Origin of the sequence: Rodentibacter caecimuris (assembly GCF_010587025.1) — a bacterium.
GTDB lineage: Bacteria > Pseudomonadota > Gammaproteobacteria > Enterobacterales > Pasteurellaceae > Rodentibacter > Rodentibacter caecimuris.
The window spans coordinates 417,684-438,618 of the sequence record NZ_CP040863.1; the positions used below are offsets into that span (position 1 = coordinate 417,684).

Here is a 20,935-nt window from a genome sequence, read left to right on the forward strand (position 1 = left end):
CAACTTTTAACTTTTCGACAAGGTTACAACTGAATAATTAAATTGAACGTTTAACCTCCACCACTTCGAATACCTCAATTTGGTCGCCGACTTTCACATCATTATAGTTTTTCACGCCAATACCACATTCCATATTGCTACGCACTTCTGCTACATCATCTTTGAAACGACGGAGCGATTCCAGTTCGCCTTCAAAAATAACCACATTGTCGCGCAACACGCGGATTGGATTATTACGTTTAACAATACCTTCTGTCACCATACAACCGGCAATTGCACCAAATTTTGGATGACGGAACACATCCCGCACTTCTGCCAAGCCGATGATTTCTTGTTTGAATTCAGGCTGTAGCATACCGCTCATTGCCGCTTTGATTTCGTTAAGCAATTCATAAATAATAGAATAATAACGTAAATCAATATTTTCACTTTCGATCACACGACGGGCTGAGGCATCTGCACGAACGTTGAACCCAACCATAATAGCGTTGGATGCCGCAGCTAATGTGGCATCGGTTTCAGTAATACCGCCTACGCCTGAACCTACAACTTTCACTTTCACTTCGTCCGTTGAAAGTTCGTGTAAGGCTTGAACAATCGCTTCCACAGAACCCTGTACGTCTGCTTTGACAATAACATTCAATTCTGCCACATCGCCTTCTGCCATATTGCTAAACATATTTTCAAGTTTTGCTTTTTGCTGACGGGCAAGTTTGACTTCACGGAATTTACCTTGACGGTACAATGCCACTTCGCGAGCTTTTTTCTCATCACGCACGACAGTCGCTTCATCACCGGCTGCCGGCACACCGGAAAGCCCAAGTACTTCGACCGGTATAGACGGCCCGGCTTCGTCAATTTCTTTACCATTTTCGTCACGCATTGCACGTACACGACCATACTCAAAGCCGCAGAGCACAATATCGCCCTTACGTAAGGTACCGGATTGAACCAAAATTGTCGCCACAGGGCCACGGCCTTTATCAAGGTAAGATTCAATCACAACACCACTTGCCATACCGTCTTTCACAGCGGTTAATTCAAGCACTTCAGATTGAAGAAGAATTGCATCTAATAAGTCATCAATACCGAGACCTTGTTTCGCTGAAACCGGTACAAATTGAACGTCACCCCCGAATTTTTCTGAAATGACTTCATATTGTAATAACTCTTGTTCTACACGATCCGGGTTGGCTTCCGGTTTATCAATTTTGTTTACGGCGACAACTAATGGTGCTCCCGCTGCTTTTGCGTGTTGAATAGCTTCAATAGTTTGAGGCATCACCCCATCATCTGCAGCCACCACCAGTACTACAATATCCGTTGCTTTTGCACCTCGTGCACGCATTGAAGTAAATGCGGCGTGTCCCGGGGTATCAAGGAAAGTGATCATTTTGCCATCATCCATTTCCACATGATACGCACCGATATGTTGCGTAATTCCGCCCGCTTCACCGGCAGCCACTTTAGCTTTACGAATATAGTCAAGTAAGGATGTTTTACCATGGTCAACGTGACCCATAATAGTCACTACCGGTGCACGGGTTACTTTTTCCGCATTGACATCACGATCGCCAAGTACCGCTTCTTCAAGTTCATTTTCATTGCGAAGAATCACTTTATGACCTAATTCTTCCGCTACTAATTGCGCGGTCTCTTGATCAAGTACTTGGTTAATTGTCACCATCTCGCCCATTTTCATCATCATTTTGATGATTTCAGTGGCTTTAATTGCCATTTTGTTGGAAAGTTCTGCAACGGTAATGGTTTCCCCAATCACAACATCCGCTTTAGCAACTTGAACCGGTTTCGTGAAAGCTTGCTGTAATGAGGCACCTTTCTTAGCATTTTTACCTTTACCTAACTTACCTTCTTTTTGATTTTTACGGTTGGACTCGCGTTCATTTCGATTATTCTTGCTATTATCGTCATCGCGACCTTTTTTCGCTTTTGCTACTTTATTTTTTCCACGACCACGGTTTTCATTACGGCGTTCTTCTTCATCTTCCGCCTCAAGCGCATATTTTGAACTGAGATTATAGTCGGAATAATCTTCTGACGAAGATTCGTTATCTTCATCATCCATTTCAGCATAGCGTCTTGCTTCTTCCGCAGCTTTACGGGCTTGTTCCTCAGCTTTTTGACGAGCAAGTTCCTCCGCTTTGCGACGAAGTTCGGCTTCTTCCGCTTTGCGTTTTTCTTTTTCGCCATCAACAGATTTAGCTTTAGAATTGACCGCACTTTGTGCGTTTTTAGCTTGAGCTTCTTTCTCTGCTTTTAATTTCTCTGCGGCGGCTTTTTCTGCCTCCAAACGGGCTTTTTCCTCTTCGGCTTTCTTTTCCGCTGCTTTTTTCGCTTCCAATTCTTCTTGTTGCGCTTTTAATTTTTCAGCTTCTTCCGCTTTTTGAACCGCATCGGTTTTTACAGTACGTTTTTTACGAACTTCCACTTGAACGGATTTACTTTTACCTGCCGTTGTTGTTGCATTTACTACCGTTTTAGTTCTGCGTTGAATACTTAATTTTTTCGGTGCTTCGCTATCTGCTTGTTTTACTTCATCAGTCATAATTAATTCTCCTTATTCTTCGCTGAACCAACAGATGTTACGTGCAGCCATAATTAAATCAGCGGCTTGTTCTTCTGTTAACTCTTCAATATCCGCTAAATCATCAACACCTTGTTCGGCAAGCTCTTCAAGAGTGGTAATTTGTTTTTCGGCGAATTTGAACGCAATATGACGGTTCATGCCATTCAAGTTTAATAAACGTTCTTCAATATTTGCTTTTTTCAATGCTTCTTCTTCCGCCACCGCTACTGCCGTGATCGCATTTTTTGCCCGGGTTTGAAGTTCTTCAACAAGATCTTCATCTTCCAAACCATCAATTGCCGTTAATTCACTTACCGGCACATAAGCAATTTCCTCTAAACTTGTAAAGCCTTCTTCTACAAGGATTTGTGCAAACTCTTCATCAAGTTCTAATGTATTCATAAATAAATGCAATGCTTTATTATCTTCTGCTTGATGTTTCTCATTAAGTTCTTCCGTAGTCATCACATTTAATACCCAGCCGGTTAGTTGGGTGGCTAAACGCACATTTTGACCGTTACGTCCGATTGCCTGCGCAAGATTTGCCGCATCAACGGCAATATCCATTGAATGGTTATCTTCATCGACAATGATGGAATTGACATCCGCAGGTGCCATCGCATTAATGACAAATTGTGCCGGATTATCATCCCAAAGTACGATATCGACGCGTTCTCCGCCCAATTCATTGGTAATGGCTTGAACCCGAGCCCCACGCATACCTACACACGCCCCAACAGGATCGATACGTTTGTCATTTGATTTCACTGCAATTTTTGCACGAGAACCCGGATCACGGGCAGCGCCACGAATTTCAATCATTTCTTCGCCAATTTCCGGTACTTCAATACGGAATAATTCAATGAGCATTTCCGGTTTCGCACGGGTAACAAATAATTGTGCGGTTTTACTTTCCGGAACAACTTTATAAAGCACACCACGAACTCGATCTCCCGGTCGGAAATTCTCGCGTGGTAACATATCTTCACGAGCAATAACCGCTTCAGCTTTATTGCCTAAATCCAAAATAATACTCTCGCGATTCACTTTTTTTACCGTACCGGTGACAATTTTGCCCTCTTCGGAACGGAATTGTTCCACTACTTTTGCTCGCTCCGCTTCGCGAATTTTTGTGCTGATAACTTGACGTGCGGTTTGCATTGCAATACGGTCAAAAGCGATAGATTCAATTTGATCTTCGACATAGTCCCCAAGCTGGATTTCAGGATCATCAAATTGAGCAGCTTCTAAAGTAATTTCTTTTGTCGGCACTTTTACTTCATCAACGACTAACCAGCGACGAAAAGTTTCAAACTCACCATTTTTTGGGTTAATTGAAACGCGAATATCGGTTTCGTATTCATATTTTTTCTTAGTTGAAAGAGCAATCGCACTTTCTAATGCTTCAAAGATTTTTTCACGCGGTAGTAATTTTTCATTAGACACCGCTTCTGCTGCTAATAAAATTTCTTTACTCATTTTTCCTTTTTCTCCTTTTAAAATTTTGCAATAACATTTGCTTTTTGAATATTACCAAAAACAAAGGTGTGTTCTTGATCATCAACTTTTAATATCAGCATATCATTTTCAATACGCGCTAATTTTCCTTGCCATTTACGACGTTCCATCATTGGAATACGTAAATGAATGAGAATTTCTTCACCGAGATAACGTTTGTATTGTGCTAGTGTAAATAATGGGCGATCCAAGCCGGGGGATGACACTTCAAGGTTGTATTTATCTGCTATCGGATCTTCTACATCCAAAATAGCGCTGACTTGACGACTTACATCCGCACAATCATCTATGGTTACGCCCCCATTTTTATCAATAAATATACGCACAGTCATAAAACGACCGGCCCGCTGACATTCAATCCCCCAAAGCTCGCAACCTAAATCTTCTATCGAACTTTGCAGTATTTCTTGTAAATTCTGTTCTAACGTAGCCAATTTCTACTCCTATTTCCCTAACCCCTTATTCTTATATAGATAAAACCACTCTATATTGAATTTTAGGCGTAAAAAAAGGGTTAGGTTCTCAGAACCTAAGCCCAGTTTCTAAAATTTCTTGTACAAAAAAACCCCAAACTTGGGGTTCTTTTACTGAACTTGTATTGGTTGCGGGGGCCGGATTTGAACCGACGGCCTTCGGGTTATGAGCCCGACGAGCTACCAAGCTGCTCCACCCCGCGTCCGAAATATGCGCATATTATAGTGCTCTCTATCAAAAGATCAAGACTTTTCTCAAAAATCTAAAAAACACGACAATTTTCAACCGCACTTAAGCGCTAGAAACCGAATCCGGTACTTAATCCCACTCCTGCGCCGATGCCGCTACTGCCACCACCGACACCGATACCTCCCCCAACAGAGCAAGCACCGAGTAAAGCAGACAAAGTTAAAATTAAGAAGATTTTTTTCATTATTTTTCCTTATATAATAATGCAAACAAGCGATAAATCGAAATGAGATCTTTCTTTGCAATTGGTTTAAAAGGCAAGAGTAAGTAATATACCCATCTAAATCGCGATAAATAGTTTTGCATTATTTCCCAATTTCGGGAGTCACAATGTGTTTGATAATAAACCGCTACTTCCGCTATTAATTCATCAGAAATAGTTTCTTTATGGCATAAACTGTCGAAGAAAAATAGCATATCGCGCACGATTAACCAATCTTTATTTTGGCTTTTTGAACGCGATTCAAAATCTAAAAAAATAGTTTTACCATCGTTCCATACAATGTCTCGTACTGCAGGACGTCCATGCACCAATCCTTTTTTGTGTAACCCGATTAAACTTTGGCTTGCATCGGAGAGAATTGAAAATTTTTGTTTCTCTGACGTGTTCGGATTATCCATCCATTGAGAAATACTCATCCCCACATCTTCTAAAACAAAAAAATCTTTTTCATGGTAAACAACTTTGGGAACAGGCACACCCTGTTTAAATAAATCTAAAAGCGTCATTAATTCGTTTGCAAAAGACTTTTTAGGATAAGGCTTTAATAGTAGCCAAACACCTGATAGTTTTTCCGGTTGTTTCAACCAATATCCTTTTCCTTGGTAGTTAAATTGATAAACCCGTCTTCCTTGTTGTTTCTCAAAAACATGCTTAACATATTCCTGAAATTCGCTATTAATACAAGATTCCACTACAATACTACTCCAAATCCGCCTATTTCATGTTATATTTTATGCCTGTCATAAAACCTTGAATATTCTAAGGGTTTATTTCAATCTTTCAACTAGATTAGGTATTTTATGAAAAAACTCAATATTTCTCTCTTTACCCTGTTACTCGGGTTTTCCATTTTTACCTCGGCACAATCTTCACCTTTCAGCTTAACTGAAAGTCAAATCAATCAATATCTATCGGAAAAAGGGGCAATTAAAGATAAATTTAACTTACCAGGGTTGTTTTCATTAGATTATCAGTTAAAGGATCTCACGACTAAAATCGGACGAGGCACAGAAAAACGTGTTGAAATAAACGGCACTGCCGAAGGATTATTCAAACTGGGAAATAAACAATTTCCGGCTAAATTAACATTAACGTTTGATACCGTTCCTTATTATAGCCCTGAAAAAGGCGAGATCTATCTACGTAATTTACGTATATTAAAGTGGTCCGGCGAACCTAATGAATATATGGAACAATTACAAATTGCCATGCCATTTTTAAGTGAAAGTATTGCATTGTTACTTTCCTCAATGCCGATTTATACCCTTGATGAAACAAACACCCGAGATGTTTTAATCAAAAAGTTTGCTAAAGGTATTAAAATCGAACCGGGAATTTTAGAACTTGAAACTAATGTTCTATAAAACGGTTTAAAATAAATCCCATTGCTGATGAGGTATGTCATCTATGTGTGTTTTCATTTCAAAACCAAAAGGTGACAGCAAATTTTTGAGCGTCGCAATATTATAAAATGAATGACTTTGAGTGGTATTTTGAAAATAAATAAACAGTCGTTCAAACCGATCTTTTTGTTGAACAATCAAATTTGCTATTTCGCTCAGCTCATCTTCAGAGTAGCGATAATTATGCCTTGCTTGAGCAGAATTTTCATTCCACCAGTTTGCATTGCGACCATGTAGGCGTAAATACCCCGTATTTTGATTAATTTTTAGTTGAAACATCGGTAATCCGATATTGGGCGGATAATCTACATTTCCCCAAATTAAATTTGGTTGTCGGCAGAATGTCTCAAATACGGTCTCACAATGCCAACTGGGATGACGAAATTCTACCGTCATCGGATACTCTATAAACCATTGGGTCAATTCCGCTAAGTAGCGACGATTGTTGAGAGTACGTTCAAAGCGATGGGGAAATTGTAAAAATAACGCCGCAAGCACTTGTTGTTCAACTAATGGTTGTAATGCATTTAGAAATTGTTTGGCATTGTCCCGTGTTGCTGTGCGGGTATGACTAAAATCTTGATGTAATTTAATCGAGAATTGCAGTTTGCCGTCGGATTTTTCCAACATTCCTTGTATTGCTTTCTGTCCAATAGGCGCATGAAAACTACTATTGATTTCTACCGTGTCATAATGGCGGCAATAATGAGTCAGAAAATCCGCTTTTGCCGTCCCTAAAGGATAAACGGTGCCGAGCAAATCACAATCTGCATAACCGCCCGTACCAATGTAAATGTGAGACATTTAATATTTTTAATAAGAATCGGGGGCGCTATTGTAAGAGAGAAAATAACATTTTAAAACTGGAAAAGAAGGTGAACGGCATTTTCCTACACCGAATCACCTAGTACATATTTTACTGTAAGCCAATAATTACTCTAAATCCAATGATGTTTTCGCAATCCATCACGTTTTCCAACCGCACTTTGTAGTGATGCAATTCTGCAATGCGAAATACAATGGATAACCCTAACCCGCTTCCCTTTTCATTTTGCCCTGCCGGACGGTAAAAAGGTTGTCCTAATCGGGCTAAATCGGTTTCACTCACCCCACCGCCATTATCTTCTACAATAATTTTTTCTCTGAATAAAACAATTTTCACCGACGCCCCTGATTGTGCATATTTAACCGCGTTATCCAGTAAATTTCTCAACATTTGTGTGACTAAAACAGGTTGACCGTTCCTCATTTGAGGCAACGACTTTTCTTCAAAAGATAATTCAATGTTACGTTTTTGTGCATTAAAATAAAATTCACTCATTAAAGAAGGAATTATTTCCTGCCATTTTATAGGTTCTAATCCATCAAGTTCCTTTAAATTATCTAAACGGGATAAGATTAAAAGCTGCTCGATTAATTGGCTGGCACGATCAATACCCAGTGTTAAATTGCTTAATGCTTGTTCCCTAATTTCCTTATCCTCACCGGCAAGTTGGGCAACTTCGGTTTGAATACGTAAAGCGGCTAACGGACTGCGTAATTCATGAGCTGCATCGGAAGTAAAACGGCGCTCTCTTTTTAGCATAGTCGAAGTGCGGTCAAAAAATTGGTTTAAATTTTTCACCAACGGCAAAATTTCTGTCGGTACATTTGACGTATCAAGCAGAGAAACATCTCCCGGTTTTCTTCGCAAAACCTCACGGCTAAGCTGACTAATCGGTTTTAATGCTTTATGAATCAAGTAGAAAACTACTGCCAATAAAAAAGGTAAACTTGCAAACCAAATCGCCGTTTGCCCGAATACCATTTTATTCACCAATTCTTCTCGATATTCTATTTCTTGACCAACCGCAATTCGCAACTCCCCTTGTGCCACAGGTAACCAATAAATCCGCCATTTATCATCATCGTTTTCAATATAGGCGGAACTAAATCCCACTTTATTGCTAAAGATAAAATTATCACCGTTATCGCCATCACTTAACAATCGCTCCCCCGTTTTGGAAAAAATCGCAAACGCAAGGGCATCATCATCGAACTTACGTTTTAACGGTTTAAATCCGCCACGATTAAAGTTTGTCTTACCCAATAAAATATTTTGTAAATCGGAGGTGGCGAGGCGTTCTGCAAATAAAATCTGCTGCGCATCAAAAACATCATAGGCCTCTTTTTTTGCTACTTTCCACGCGACAAAAGTTGAAACAAGCCACACGAAAAGTGCAATCAAAAATAACCCGCTCATTAAGCGAAATTTTAAACTTTTATTTGTCATCACCTTGTCCTAATACGTAGCCAACCCCGTGAACGGTACGAATAAATTGTTTTCCCAATTTTTGGCGCAAATTGTAGATATGAACATCTAATGCGGCGCTACTAATTTCTTCCTCCCATGTGGATAATTTTTCTTCAATGGCTGAACGGGAAAGGACACGATCTTGATTCAACATAAAAAGTTCTAATAACTTATATTCTCTGCTCGTGAGAGAAAGTAGATCATTATTTAATCGGACACTTCGTTGATTAGGATCAAGCGTAACATTCAGATGGGTTAGAACCGGCGTGGTATGTCCATAGCTACGGCGAATCAATGCTTGCAAACGGGCAACCACTTCAGCCAATGCAAAAGGTTTACAAAGATAATCATCCGCCCCTTTTTGCAATCCTTTCACGCGCTCATCTAAGGTATCGCGCGCTGTCAAAATAAGCACGGGAGTAGATTGATTATTCATTCGCCATTGTTGCAAAATGTCTAATCCGTCCATTTTCGGTAAAGTCAAATCCAACACAACGGCATCATAAGGAGCAGAATCCAGCGCATTTAAGCCGGTTTTGCCGTCCGTGAACCAATCCACAATAAATCCGGATTTTGACAGCCCGATTTGTAACCCATTGCCGATTAACACATCATCTTCAATTAACAAAATTCGCATAAATTTGACCGCTCTTTCAACGCAAAATGGTGAGCCCAAATACTCACCATTTTTAATTCTCAATTTACTTTTTCAATACTATATACTTCAACTTCGGCTTTTTCAAAGGCGTCGTTATCAAGTTTTCCACTGATACGAATGTTATCTTGCGGACCAACATTTAAACCGTTCCATACTCGATCTTTAATTTCCACTTTGATTTGTGCAGAACCGTCAGTGAAAAGATAGTCATCTTTGCCAATTTGTTGGGTAATGCTACCGACCAATGTCACCATGCTATTATCTTTTTCCGATAATGCTTGTTTTACACTAATCGCCTGCATTGCACTTTGTTTAAACCCGCCTTGAACGGTATTTCCATTACCATTGAAACCTGCAAATGCAGTTGAAGTAGCGATTGCCAGAAGTGTTGCTAGAGTTAATTTTTTCATCAAGTTTTCCTCTTAAAATTGTAGGTTAAAAATCATTATTTAAAGCATTACTGCTTTGTTGAGATCTATTAAATAACACAAATCTTAAGAAAACCTTAAGAAGGGGAGATTTTTCTTCGGGTTTATAAAAAAGGCTAGTATATAACCTAGCCTTTCATGAGTTATCGCCGCAAAGTGCGGTCAGTTTTGAATGCTTTTTTATTCTTCATTCAATAATTTTAATTCACGGTTTCTCACTTGTTTTTTCAAGATTTCCGCAAATTCTTCTACGGTGAATGTGCCAAGATCCGCACCTTTACGGGTACGCACCGCAATTTTGCCTTCTGCGATTTCTTTATCGCCGCAAACCAGCATATAAGGTACACGACGTAAGGTGTGTTCACGGATTTTAAAGCCTACTTTTTCATTTCGTAAATCCGTTTTCACGCGTAAACCGGCATCGGATAGCTGTTTTGCCACTTGTTTTACATAATCGGCTTGGCTATCGGTAATATTCATCACTACCGCTTGAGTCGGCGCTAACCACGCAGGGAAAAAGCCGGCATATTCTTCAGTAATGATACCGATAAAACGTTCAATAGAACCTAAAATCGCACGGTGAATCATCACAGGGGTTTTACGCCCGTTATCTTCCGCAACATAGGTAGCTTCTAGGCGACCCGGTAAGGCAAAGTCTAACTGAACCGTACCGCACTGCCATTCACGACCTAAACTATCACGCAATGCAAACTCAATTTTCGGCCCATAGAACGCCCCTTCACCTTCTTGAACTTCATATTCTAGATTATTATGTGCCAACGCTGCGGCTAAGCCCGCTTCCGCACGATCCCACATTTCATCCGAACCGATACGGTTTTCAGGACGGGTTGAAAGTTTCACATAAATATCGGTAAAACCGAAAGTACTATAAATGTCGTAAACCATTTTAATACAGCTGGTTACTTCACTTTCGATTTGATCTTCCGTACAGAAAATATGCGCATCATCTTGGGTAAAGCCACGCACACGCATTAAACCATGCAAAGAACCGGACGGTTCATTACGGTGGCAAGAACCAAACTCTGCCATACGGATTGGTAAATCACGGTAAGATTTTAAACCTTGATTGAAAATTTGCACATGACCCGGACAGTTCATCGGCTTAATCGCATATTCACGATTTTCCGATTGTGTAGTGAACATTAAATCACCGTAGTTTTGCCAATGTCCCGTTTTTTCCCATAACACACGATCCATCATAAACGGACCTTTGACTTCTTGATAATCGTACTCTTTTAATTTAGTCCGAACGAAAGTTTCAAGCTCGCGGAAAATCGTCCAACCGTCATTATGCCAAAACACCATTCCCGGTGCTTCCTCTTGCATATGGTATAAATCTAAGGCTTTACCGATTTTACGGTGATCGCGTTTTGCGGCCTCTTCCAAACGTTGTAAATAGTCGGCTAATTGTTTTTTGTCAGCCCAAGCCGTACCGTAGATACGTTGTAACATTTTATTCTTGCTGTCGCCACGCCAGTAAGCCCCTGCTACTTTTTGTAATTTGAAATGATGGCAGAAACGCATATTGGGTACGTGAGGTCCACGACACATATCAATATATTCTTGGTGATGATACAACGCCGGTGTTGCCGTACGTTCAATATTTTCATCTAAAATTGCCATTTTGTACGGCTCGCCACGTTGCTCGAAAGTATCTCGTGCTTCTTGCCAAGTTACGCGTTTTTTTACGACATCGTAATTGGTTTTCGCTAATTCAAGCATCCGTTTTTCAATCGCCTCTAAATCTTCTTGAGTTAAAGAACGATCTAAATCCACGTCATAATAGAAACCATTTTCGATAGTTGGACCGATTGCCATTTTTACATCAGGAAATAATTGTTTGATAGCATGGCCTAATAAATGAGCACAAGAATGACGGATAATTTCTAAACCGTCTTCATCTTTAGCAGTAATGATTTCTAATTTTGCATCTTGCTCGATAATATCACAGGCATCACGGCGTTCACCGTTTACACGACCGGCAATAGTAGCTTTGGCAAGGCCTGCACCGATATCTTGAGCCACTTCAAGCACAGAAACAGGGCGATCAAATTGACGTTGGGAACCGTCAGGTAAAGTAATAATTGGCATAATTTTTCCTTATACAGTGGTCACCCATACGAAAGGTGACATGCTCGTTTAAAAATTCAATAAAAATTAACCGCACTTAGCTTCATTCCTACCATTGAATGAGAAAAGTGCGGTCGCAAATTCTACCACTTTCTTATAATCTTGTTAAATAGAAAACCGCCTGGATATTTTCATAAAAAGAAATAATGTTTTTCCCAACAACAACTTTATCTATCAAAAAATAAACTCTAGAATCGTCCCACTTATTTCACCTGAATTAAAGGAAACAAAATGAGCAACATATTAGTGCTAAAATCAAGCATTCTTGCTGACAATTCTCAAAGTAATAAATTAGTTGATTATGCGATTGAAAAACTACAAGGTAATCATATTGTGGTGCGGGATTTAGCAAATGATCCCCTTCCTCACTTCGATGCGACAGCTGCTATTGCAGTGCGTGGCGAACCCAACACGGATGAAGAAAAACAACTTCTAGCACTTTCAGACAAACTCGTTGCTGAATTAAAAAATGCGGATACACTCGTAATCGGCGCACCGATGTATAATTTAACGATTCCTACTCAATTAAAATCTTATTTTGATTTTATCGCCCGTCCTCGTGTTACATTCCAATACACGGCAAATGGCCCGGAAGGTTTATTGAAAGGTAAAAAAGCCATCGTATTATGTGCATTTGGCGGGTTATACGATGACGCAAATTCCGTCACACAATATATGAAAGCAATTTTAGACTTTGTAGGAATTACTGATGTGCAGTTCGTTTATGCGCAAGGGATTGGATTTGGCCCGAAAGCTGTTGAAAAAGCGTTGCACTCTGCCAAAGTAAAAATTAATGATATTGTGACCGCACTTTAATCCTTTTTTAGGCCATCTTTCGAGATGGCTTTCTTTTTTCTTTACCACTATGTACTTTTATAAAATTAAATCGAATTTTTTTAAATCTTTGCTTGACTTATTTTTAGTGCACTAGTTTAATAGTGCAAAAGTTTTCTTAGAAGGATTTAAAAATGCGAGACCATGCTTTTATTGCGGTAACGACACAGCCGGTACCTTACTACGAGGATACTACCGCCATTTTCAATACCTTATGTGATCAGCCCAACACGCTTCTACTCGATTCTGCTGAAATTGGTAGTAAAAATAGTTTGCAAAGCCTTCTGTTAATCAATACCGCAGTAAAAATCACCTGTTCTAGTCACAACGTCACATTCAAAGCAATCAATGCAAACGGTTTAGCTGTGTTGAGAGAAATTCACCCAATCTTGACCGCACTTGGAAGCGTAAGTGCGGTCAATTTTAACAATGAATTTTCTGTTGAATTTACCTCTCTTGATAACCAATTAGATGAGGACAGTAAACTACAATCTGCCACGGTTTTTGATGGTCTCCGCGTGATAGCCAATCTCTATCGTCACAGTACTACACCAATTTTTTTAGGCGGTTTATTCGCTTATGACTTAGTTGCCAATTTCATCCCGATGAATGACATCACGTTAAAAGATGATGATATTTCTTGCCCTGACTACAGTTTTTATCTTGCTGAGCATCTCATTACTATCGATCACCAAAGTCAGCAGGCAACACTTAAAAGTTACTGTTTCTCACAAGAAGAGCAAGTCAATGTCGCAAAAACCGCACTCGCGATCGCACAAAAATTAAAAAATATTGATCACATCTTATCTATTAAACCTGCGGGTGATGAAGTAAAAACGAATTTTGATGATCCCGAATTTATCAATATCGTGAAAGCGTTAAAACACCACATTAATATTGGCGATGTATTTCAAATCGTTCCCTCTCGTCGTTTTTCTCTTGCTTGTCCAAATCCGCTTGCCAGTTATGCTCAACTCAAACAAAATAACCCAAGTCCTTATATGTTTTATATGAACGATGAAGATTTCATTTTGTTTGGCGCCTCACCGGAAAGTGCGCTCAAATATACGCCGAAAAATCGTCAATTAGAGATTTACCCTATTGCCGGATCACGTCCGCGCGGATTTGATGCTCACGGTAATATTGATCCTGAGCTGGACGGGCGTTTAGAGCTCGAACTTCGTCTTGATCATAAAGAGCAGGCTGAACATTTAATGTTGGTAGATTTGGCACGCAATGATATTGCCCGTGTTTGTCAAAGTGGTACTCGCAAGGTAGCAGAATTAATGCAAGTGGATCGTTATTCGCATATTATGCATTTAGTTTCTCGTGTGGTAGGCAAACTTCGCCCTGAACTAGATGCGCTTCATGCTTATCAAGCCTGCATGAATATGGGAACGCTCACCGGTGCCCCCAAAATTAAAGCCATGCAACTTATTTATCAGTTTGAACAGCAAAAACGTCATAGTTATGGCGGTGCGGTAGGCTATCTTACATCAGACGGGCATTTTGATACCTGTATTGTGATTCGTTCCGCTTTTGTGCAAAACGGTATCGCCCATGTACAAGCGGGTTGTGGTGAAGTATTGGATTCCGATCCACAAATGGAAGCGGATGAAACACGCCATAAAGCGGCGGCAGTGTTAAAAGCCATTCGTCAAATCAACGCACAGGCAAAATAGGAAACATTATGGCAAATATTCTTTTTTTGGATAACTTTGATTCCTTCACCTATAACCTAGTCGATCAATTTCGTGTGTTAGGACATCAAGTTAAAATTTACCGCAATGATTGTGATTTAGAACAACTTGTTATCGCCGCACTGAGTACGCCGGATACCATTCTTGCCCTTTCGCCCGGCCCCGGTACACCGGAAGAAGCAGGGATTTTGTTAGCGTTAATCGACCGTTTAAAATCACAAATCCCAATAATTGGAATTTGTCTGGGACATCAAGCTTTAATCCAATCATTTGGTGGTAAAGTCGTCCATGCCGGCGAAGTCTTGCATGGCAAAATCTCAAAAATATCCCATGATGGTGAAGCGATGTTTAAAAATTTGGCTAATCCAATGCCGGTAGCACGCTATCATTCACTCATGGGGCAAGATTTACCGTCGGAATTTGTCATCAATGCGGAATATAACGGTATTATTATGGCTATCCGTCATCGTTATTTGCCGATTTGTGGATTTCAATTCCATCCGGAAAGTATTTTAACCGTGCAAGGATCGCAGCTATTACAGCAATCCGTTGAATGGTTATTAAATCGCTAAATATACTGATAAACTAAAACCTCTTCTACAACCTAAGGAAAACAATATGATTACTGTATTCGGATTAAAATCCAAACTTGTAGCACGCCGAGAAATGCTGGCGGATGTCATTTACAATAGCCTTTACTTGGGGTTAGATATTCCCAAAGGAAAACACGCTATTCGCTTTTTGGGCTTAGAAAAAGAAGATTTTTACTACCCTTTCGATCGTAGTGATGATTATACCGTCATTGAAATTAATCTAATGGCAGGTCGAATGGAAGGCACCAAAAAACGCTTAATAAAAATGCTATTCAGCGAGCTTGAATACAAACTCGGTATCCGCGCTCATGATGTCGAGATTACCATTAAAGAACAACCGGCACACTGCTGGGGCTTCCGTGGTATGACAGGCGATGAAGCAAGGGATTTGGATTATGACATTTACGTTTAGTAAAGGCTCAAAAAACCAATAACAAACTGAGGAAAAACCATGCAACACAACCAATTATTAGAACAAATTTATAACGGAAATCCTCTTTCAAATTCAGAAAGTAGCATGCTTTTTAATGACATTATGCAAGGCGAACTCGGCAATGAACAAATTGCCGCCATGCTGATTGCCTTAAAAGTTCGTGGTGTAACTGTTGAGGAAATTAGCGGTGCAGTAGCGGCTTCATTACAAAATGCAAAACCTTTCCCACGCCCCGACTACCCTTTTGCCGATATTGTCGGCACAGGGGGCGATGGGCAAAATACGATCAATATTTCCACCGCAAGTTGTATTGTTGCGGCAGCAATGGGGGTAAAAGTCGCTAAACACGGCAATCGCAGCGTTTCCAGCCAATCCGGTGCAAGTGATGTATTAACTGCATTGAACGTCAATATCAATATTTCACCGGAAAGCGCCCGCCAAGCCCTCGATGAAATCGGTGTCTGTTTTTTATTTGCACAACAATATCATTCAGGATTTCGTCATGTTGCCCCCGTTCGTGCCGCACTAAAAACCCGCACAATTTTCAATATTCTCGGCCCTCTTATTAACCCTGCCCGACCGAATTACAACCTGCTTGGCGTCTATACGCCGGAATTAGTCAAAACCTATGCAGAAACGGCGGTGGCGCTTGGTCATCAGCATAGCTTTGTCGTACATGGTTCAGGCTTGGATGAAGTCGCATTACACGGTGAAACACAAGTCGCAGAAGTCAAAGACGGTAAGATTGAATATTTCACACTAACACCGGAAGATTTTGGCTTAAAAATGCAATCATTAGAAAGCTTACGAGGTAGCGAACCACAAGAAAATGCCAAAATATTGACCGCTCTTTTACAAGGTAGCGGTAAACCGGAACAAGCCAATGCTATCGCAGCAAATACGGCGTTATTGCTCAAATTATTTGGCTATAACGACCTTAAACAAAATACTCAAAACGTGTTGGAAACCTTGGCAAGCGGCAAAGCCTTTGAAACATTGCAAAAACTAACAAAATATTCACTCTGAAATTAACCACCATTTTTAGTCATAAAAGAAAAATAAGATGATTACACAAGACTTCTCAAAACCAATTAATTCCGCTACGGTGCTCCAAAAAATCGTGCTAGACAAAGCCGCATGGGTGAAAGTGAAAGAAAAGGAATTTCCGCTTAGTGAATTTCAACAAAACGTTACAAAATCTGACCGCTCTTTTTATGACGCACTAGCAAAAGGCACACAGCAAAAGCCTGCTTATATTTTGGAATGTAAAAAAGCCTCACCCTCGAAAGGATTGATTCGGGCTGAATTTAATTTAGATGAGATCGCCAATGTATATAAACATTATGCGTCGGCCATTTCTGTGCTGACGGATGAAAAATACTTCCAAGGCGATTTTGAATTTTTGCCTCAAGTGCGAAATATCGTGAGCCAACCGGTGCTTTGCAAAGATTTTATAATCAGCGAATATCAAGTGTATCTTGCCCGTTATTATCAAGCCGATGCTATTTTATTAATGCTTTCAGTGGTGAATGATGAAACCTATCGCGTGTTGGCAGATCTTGCTCATTCTTTGGGAATGGGGGTATTAACCGAAACCGGTAATGAAGCGGAATTTGAGCGTGCCTTATTGTTAGGTGCGAAGATTATCGGTGTGAATAATCGTAATTTGCATGATTTAACCGTGGATTTAAATCGTGTAGTCGAATTAACGGAAAAATATGCAGATCGCATACCGGAGGATGTTCGCATCATCAGCGAATCCGGTATTTATACTCATCAGCAAATCCGTCAATTACAAAAAGTTGCACAGGGATTTTTAATCGGCAGTAGTTTAATGGGAAGTACTGATTTAAATAATGCTGTTCGTTCGGTGATTTTCGGTGAAAACAAAGTATGTGGCTTAACACGCACCCAAGATGTTAAAACCGTTTATGCAAACGGAGCACTTTATGGCGGATTAATTTTTGCTGAACATTCAAAACGTGCGGTGAGTTTGCGTCAGGCTCAAGAATTAGTCACCGCCGCTCCGCTTCGTTTTGTAGGCGTGTTTCAAAATCAAGAGGCGGATTTTATCGTTAGAATAGCTCAACAATTGCAACTTTATGCGGTGCAATTACACGGCTCGGAAACGCCGGCGTTTATCACCGAGCTGCGCGGTAAATTACCCGAAACCTGCCAAATTTGGAAAGCCGTCTCAATCAACATTGATGAAAAAAGTGCGGTTAATTTTACAGACGATTTAAATGTTGCCCGCTATATTTTTGATAGCCAAACCACAAATCAACAAGGCGGTACGGGTAAAACCTTTGATTGGTCATTCATTCCTGAAAACCTTAAGCACAAAATCATCCTTGCCGGCGGCATTTCTCCAGAAAATATTGTTCTTGCACGACAACAAGGTTGTTTAGGTGTCGATCTTAACTCCGGTGTAGAAAATTCACCCGGCGTAAAAGATGAAAACAAAGTGCGGTCGGTTTTTGAAAAAATTTTCGATACAATATAACTACTTTTAGTTAAGCACTATAAAGTGTGTAATATAAATTTCTGATACCCTACTAGGAGGTAATTATGTCTAAAATAGCATTCGTTACCGGTGCGACAGCCGGCTTTGGCACAGCAATTTGCCGTACTTTAGTGGGCGCAGGTTACCTTGTTATTGGTAGCGGTCGCCGTACTGAACGTTTAACTCTTCTTCATGCCGAGCTTGGTGAACAATTTTTCCCTCTTGCTTTTGATATTTCTGATCGTACAAAAACGCAACAAGCTATCCAATCTCTCCCTATCGAATGGCGTAATATTGATTTGCTTGTTAATAATGCCGGTCTTGCCCTCGGTTTAGAAACAGCCGATAACGCAAATCTTGATGATTGGGAAAAAATGATCGATACCAATATTAAAGGTCTTGTAACGATCACCCGCCTTTTGCTACCTCAAATGGTCGAACGCAATACGGGGCATATTATCAATTTAGGCTCGATTGCCGGGAATTATCCTTATCCCGGCGGAAATATATACGGTGGAACAAAAGCTTTCGTAAAACAGTTTAGTTTAAATTTGCGTGCCGATCTTGCCGGTAAAAATATTCGTGTGACCAATGTCGAACCGGGGCTATGCGGCGGGACTGAGTTTTCGAATGTTCGCTTTAAAGGTGATGACGAGCGTGCTGAAAAAGTTTATGAAAATGTTCAGTATGTTACCGCGCAAGATATTGCAAATATTGTACTGTGGCTTAATCAACAACCTGAACATGTCAATATTAATCGTATTGAAGTCATGCCTACGGCGCAAACTTTTGCTCCGCTCAATGTCGCAAGAAATTCAAACTAATCATAATAAGGGAACACAAACACAATGTCAGAGATGTTATTAAATCCGTATTTCGGTGAGTTTGGCGGTATGTATGTACCGGAAATTCTCGTACCTGTACTTAAGCAATTAGAAAAAGCGTTTGTTGAAGCGAAAAATGATCCGGCATTTCAACATGAATTTCAAGATTTACTCAAAAATTATGCCGGCAGGCCAACCGCACTTACCCTTTGTCGCAATCTAACAAAGGGAACAAAAGCCAAAATTTATCTTAAACGCGAAGATCTTTTGCATGGTGGCGCACATAAAACCAATCAAGTTCTTGGGCAAATTTTGCTCGCCAAACGGATGGGAAAGACCCGTATTATTGCAGAAACCGGAGCCGGTCAGCACGGTGTGGCAACAGCTCTCGCTTGTGCAATGCTTGATATGCCCTGCCGTGTTTATATGGGAGCAAAAGATGTGGAACGCCAATCCCCTAATGTATTCCGTATGCGTTTAATGGGAGCTGAAGTTGTGCCTGTGCAGAAAGGTTCTTGTTCATTAAAAGATGCTTGTTGCGAGGCAATGCGTGATTGGTCGGCAAATTATGAAAATACCCACTACTTGCTCGGTACGGCAGCCGGCCCTCACCCTTTTCCAACCATTGTACGTGAATTCCAAAAAATGATTGGTGAAGAAACCAAACGCCAAATTTTGGAAAAAGAAGGCCGTTTGCCCGATGCGGTTATCGCCGCGGTTGGGGGCGGTTCCAATGCGATAGGTATGTTTACCGATTTTATTGATGAACCAAATGTACGTTTAATCGGTGTAGAACCGGCAGGCAAAGGCATTGCAACGGGCGAACACGGTGCACCGCTAGGGCATGCTAAAGTCGGCATTTATTTCGGAATGAAATCGCCGTTAATGCAAACGGATGACGGGCAGGTTGAAGAATCTTATTCGATTTCTGCGGGATTGGACTTCCCTTCTGTCGGGCCTCAACACGCTTATTTACAAAGCATTGGGCGAGCGGAATATCCCTCTATCACCGATGATGAGGCCTTAAATGCGTTCCAAGAACTCGCTAAACACGAAGGTATTATTCCTGCGTTAGAAAGTTCACATGCTCTTGCGTATGCACTTAAGATGATTCATCAAGAACCGAATAAAGCACAAATTCTTGTGGTGAATTTATCGGGACGGGGTGATAAAGATATTTTCACTGTGGACAAAATTTTAACCGAAAAAGGAATCAAATCATGAGCCGTTTTGACGCTAAATTTGCCGAACTCAAAGCAAAAAATGAAGGTGCATTTGTTCCCTTCGTAACCCTATGTGATCCTACTTTTGACCATTCTTTTGAGATTATTAGTACGCTTATTGATAATGGTGCCGATGCCCTTGAATTAGGCTTTCCTTTTTCTGATCCGCTATTAGACGGGCCTGTTATTCAAGCAGCCAATAATCGTGCATTAAATGCCGGACATAGCTCGGAGGACAGCTTTAAATTACTTAAAAAAGTGCGGTCAAAATATCCTGAGATTCCAATTAGTTTACTACTTTGTGCCAATCTTATTTTTGCCAAAGGGCTTGATAGGTTTTATCAACACTGTGCCGATGTCGGAGTGGATGCTGTGTTAGTCGCCGATATTCCTCTATTAGCCAAGAATGAGTATATTCAAGCCGCGAAAAAATACGGTATTCAACCTGTCTTTATTTGCCCGCCAAATGCTGATGAAAAAACCGTACAAGGTGTGGCGGAGAATAGCGAGGGTTACACCTATCTGGTTTCCCGTGCCGGTGTTACCAGTGCTGAAAATCAAGCTCACGCAACAAATTTAGACAGACTTGTGGAACAATTGAAACATTATAATGCGCCCCCTATTCTACAAGGTTTCGGCATTGCACAACCCAATCAAGTGAAAGAAGCCTTGCAATTAGGCGCTGCCGGTGCGATTTCAGGTTCTGCAACCGTAAAAATCATCGAATCTAATTTGGGCAATCATACAAAATGTTTAGTTGAACTCGCTGAGTTTGTTCAGCTGATGAAAGCGGCAACAAAATAATAAAAAATCACCCGCACTTTCTAAAATACGGGTGATT

The 20,935-nt window shown here is 40.4% G+C and carries 20 protein-coding genes and 1 tRNA gene; 10 read left to right on the top strand and 11 right to left on the bottom strand.

Going from position 1 to position 20,935, the window contains the following annotated elements; translation table 11 throughout:
- Window positions 1-37: 37 nt before the first annotated feature.
- The 6 genes from infB to FEE42_RS02170 all read right to left on the bottom strand — a co-directional run bounded on the left by infB (window position 38) and on the right by FEE42_RS02170 (window position 5,731).
- Window positions 38-2,566, bottom strand: coding sequence for a translation initiation factor IF-2 (infB, locus tag FEE42_RS02150; RefSeq protein ID WP_077582830.1), 2,529 nt, complete (start codon window positions 2,564-2,566; stop codon window positions 38-40).
- A 12-nt stretch (window positions 2,567-2,578) separates the two neighbouring features.
- Entirely contained in the window at window positions 2,579-4,066 is a 1,488-nt protein-coding gene (nusA, locus tag FEE42_RS02155; RefSeq protein ID WP_164027616.1) for a transcription termination factor NusA, read from the bottom strand.
- 17 nt (window positions 4,067-4,083) lie between these two features.
- Window positions 4,084-4,539, bottom strand: coding sequence for a ribosome maturation factor RimP (gene rimP, locus FEE42_RS02160; protein ID WP_059366306.1), 456 nt, complete (start codon window positions 4,537-4,539; stop codon window positions 4,084-4,086).
- Between the two features lie 165 nt (window positions 4,540-4,704).
- Window positions 4,705-4,781: transfer RNA gene (locus tag FEE42_RS02165), tRNA-Met, on the bottom strand.
- Between the two features lie 96 nt (window positions 4,782-4,877).
- A complete protein-coding gene (locus FEE42_RS12930; protein ID WP_255204529.1) occupies window positions 4,878-5,012 on the bottom strand; it encodes a hypothetical protein in 135 nt (44 codons plus the stop codon).
- On the bottom strand, window positions 5,012-5,731 hold the full coding sequence (locus tag FEE42_RS02170) for an RIO1 family regulatory kinase/ATPase domain-containing protein (protein WP_059368831.1): 720 nt from the start codon (window positions 5,729-5,731) through the stop codon (window positions 5,012-5,014). The genes FEE42_RS12930 and FEE42_RS02170 overlap by 1 nt, the downstream gene beginning before the upstream one ends.
- Before the next feature lie 120 nt (window positions 5,732-5,851).
- Here FEE42_RS02170 and FEE42_RS02175 point away from each other — a divergent pair, with 120 nt between their 5' ends.
- Window positions 5,852-6,415 carry a YceB family lipoprotein gene (locus tag FEE42_RS02175; protein ID WP_164027617.1) on the top strand — a complete coding sequence of 188 codons (564 nt, stop codon included), beginning with the start codon at window positions 5,852-5,854 and terminating at the stop codon, window positions 6,413-6,415.
- A 6-nt stretch (window positions 6,416-6,421) separates the two neighbouring features.
- Here the strand turns inward: FEE42_RS02175 and FEE42_RS02180 are convergent, their stop codons facing one another.
- The 5 genes from FEE42_RS02180 to thrS form a co-directional block, all read right to left on the bottom strand.
- Window positions 6,422-7,258, bottom strand: coding sequence for a DUF72 domain-containing protein (locus FEE42_RS02180; protein WP_059366308.1), 837 nt, complete (start codon window positions 7,256-7,258; stop codon window positions 6,422-6,424).
- A 112-nt stretch (window positions 7,259-7,370) separates the two neighbouring features.
- Window positions 7,371-8,726, bottom strand: a complete 1,356-nt coding sequence (qseC, locus tag FEE42_RS02185) for a quorum sensing histidine kinase QseC (protein ID WP_135968587.1) — start codon at window positions 8,724-8,726, stop codon at window positions 7,371-7,373.
- On the bottom strand, window positions 8,716-9,384 hold the full coding sequence (locus tag FEE42_RS02190; RefSeq protein ID WP_059366310.1) for a response regulator: 669 nt from the start codon (window positions 9,382-9,384) through the stop codon (window positions 8,716-8,718). Before FEE42_RS02190 ends, qseC begins: the two co-directional genes overlap by 11 nt.
- Window positions 9,385-9,443: 59 nt before the next feature.
- Complete coding sequence (locus FEE42_RS02195) at window positions 9,444-9,815, bottom strand: YgiW/YdeI family stress tolerance OB fold protein (RefSeq protein ID WP_059366311.1); 372 nt, start codon at window positions 9,813-9,815, stop codon at window positions 9,444-9,446.
- Between the two features lie 198 nt (window positions 9,816-10,013).
- Window positions 10,014-11,945 carry a threonine--tRNA ligase gene (thrS, locus tag FEE42_RS02200; protein ID WP_164027618.1) on the bottom strand — a complete coding sequence of 644 codons (1,932 nt, stop codon included), beginning with the start codon at window positions 11,943-11,945 and terminating at the stop codon, window positions 10,014-10,016.
- Between the two features lie 270 nt (window positions 11,946-12,215).
- Here thrS and FEE42_RS02205 point away from each other — a divergent pair, with 270 nt between their 5' ends.
- The 9 genes from FEE42_RS02205 (at window position 12,216) to trpA (ending at window position 20,898) form a co-directional block, all read left to right on the top strand.
- A complete protein-coding gene (locus FEE42_RS02205) occupies window positions 12,216-12,800 on the top strand; it encodes an FMN-dependent NADH-azoreductase (protein ID WP_164027619.1) in 585 nt (194 codons plus the stop codon).
- A gap of 152 nt (window positions 12,801-12,952) precedes the next feature.
- Window positions 12,953-14,500, top strand: coding sequence for an anthranilate synthase component I (gene trpE, locus FEE42_RS02210; protein WP_164027620.1), 1,548 nt, complete (start codon window positions 12,953-12,955; stop codon window positions 14,498-14,500).
- Window positions 14,501-14,508: 8 nt separating this feature from the next.
- The gene (locus FEE42_RS02215; RefSeq protein WP_164027621.1) at window positions 14,509-15,090 is read left to right on the top strand and encodes an aminodeoxychorismate/anthranilate synthase component II; all 582 of its coding nucleotides are present in this window, start codon (window positions 14,509-14,511) and stop codon (window positions 15,088-15,090) included.
- 46 nt (window positions 15,091-15,136) lie between these two features.
- Window positions 15,137-15,523, top strand: a complete 387-nt coding sequence (locus FEE42_RS02220; RefSeq protein ID WP_059366316.1) for a tautomerase family protein — start codon at window positions 15,137-15,139, stop codon at window positions 15,521-15,523.
- A gap of 39 nt (window positions 15,524-15,562) precedes the next feature.
- On the top strand, window positions 15,563-16,570 hold the full coding sequence (gene trpD / locus FEE42_RS02225; RefSeq protein WP_164027622.1) for an anthranilate phosphoribosyltransferase: 1,008 nt from the start codon (window positions 15,563-15,565) through the stop codon (window positions 16,568-16,570).
- A gap of 37 nt (window positions 16,571-16,607) precedes the next feature.
- Complete coding sequence (gene trpCF, locus FEE42_RS02230) at window positions 16,608-18,047, top strand: bifunctional indole-3-glycerol-phosphate synthase TrpC/phosphoribosylanthranilate isomerase TrpF (protein ID WP_164027623.1); 1,440 nt, start codon at window positions 16,608-16,610, stop codon at window positions 18,045-18,047.
- A 65-nt stretch (window positions 18,048-18,112) separates the two neighbouring features.
- Complete coding sequence (locus FEE42_RS02235; RefSeq protein WP_059366319.1) at window positions 18,113-18,871, top strand: SDR family oxidoreductase; 759 nt, start codon at window positions 18,113-18,115, stop codon at window positions 18,869-18,871.
- Window positions 18,872-18,895: 24 nt separating this feature from the next.
- The gene (gene trpB, locus FEE42_RS02240) at window positions 18,896-20,095 is read left to right on the top strand and encodes a tryptophan synthase subunit beta (RefSeq protein ID WP_135968593.1); all 1,200 of its coding nucleotides are present in this window, start codon (window positions 18,896-18,898) and stop codon (window positions 20,093-20,095) included.
- Window positions 20,092-20,898: a tryptophan synthase subunit alpha gene (trpA, locus tag FEE42_RS02245; protein ID WP_059366321.1), complete on the top strand. Its 807-nt coding sequence runs from the start codon at window positions 20,092-20,094 to the stop codon at window positions 20,896-20,898. Before trpB ends, trpA begins: the two co-directional genes overlap by 4 nt.
- Window positions 20,899-20,935: the final 37 nt, after the last annotated feature.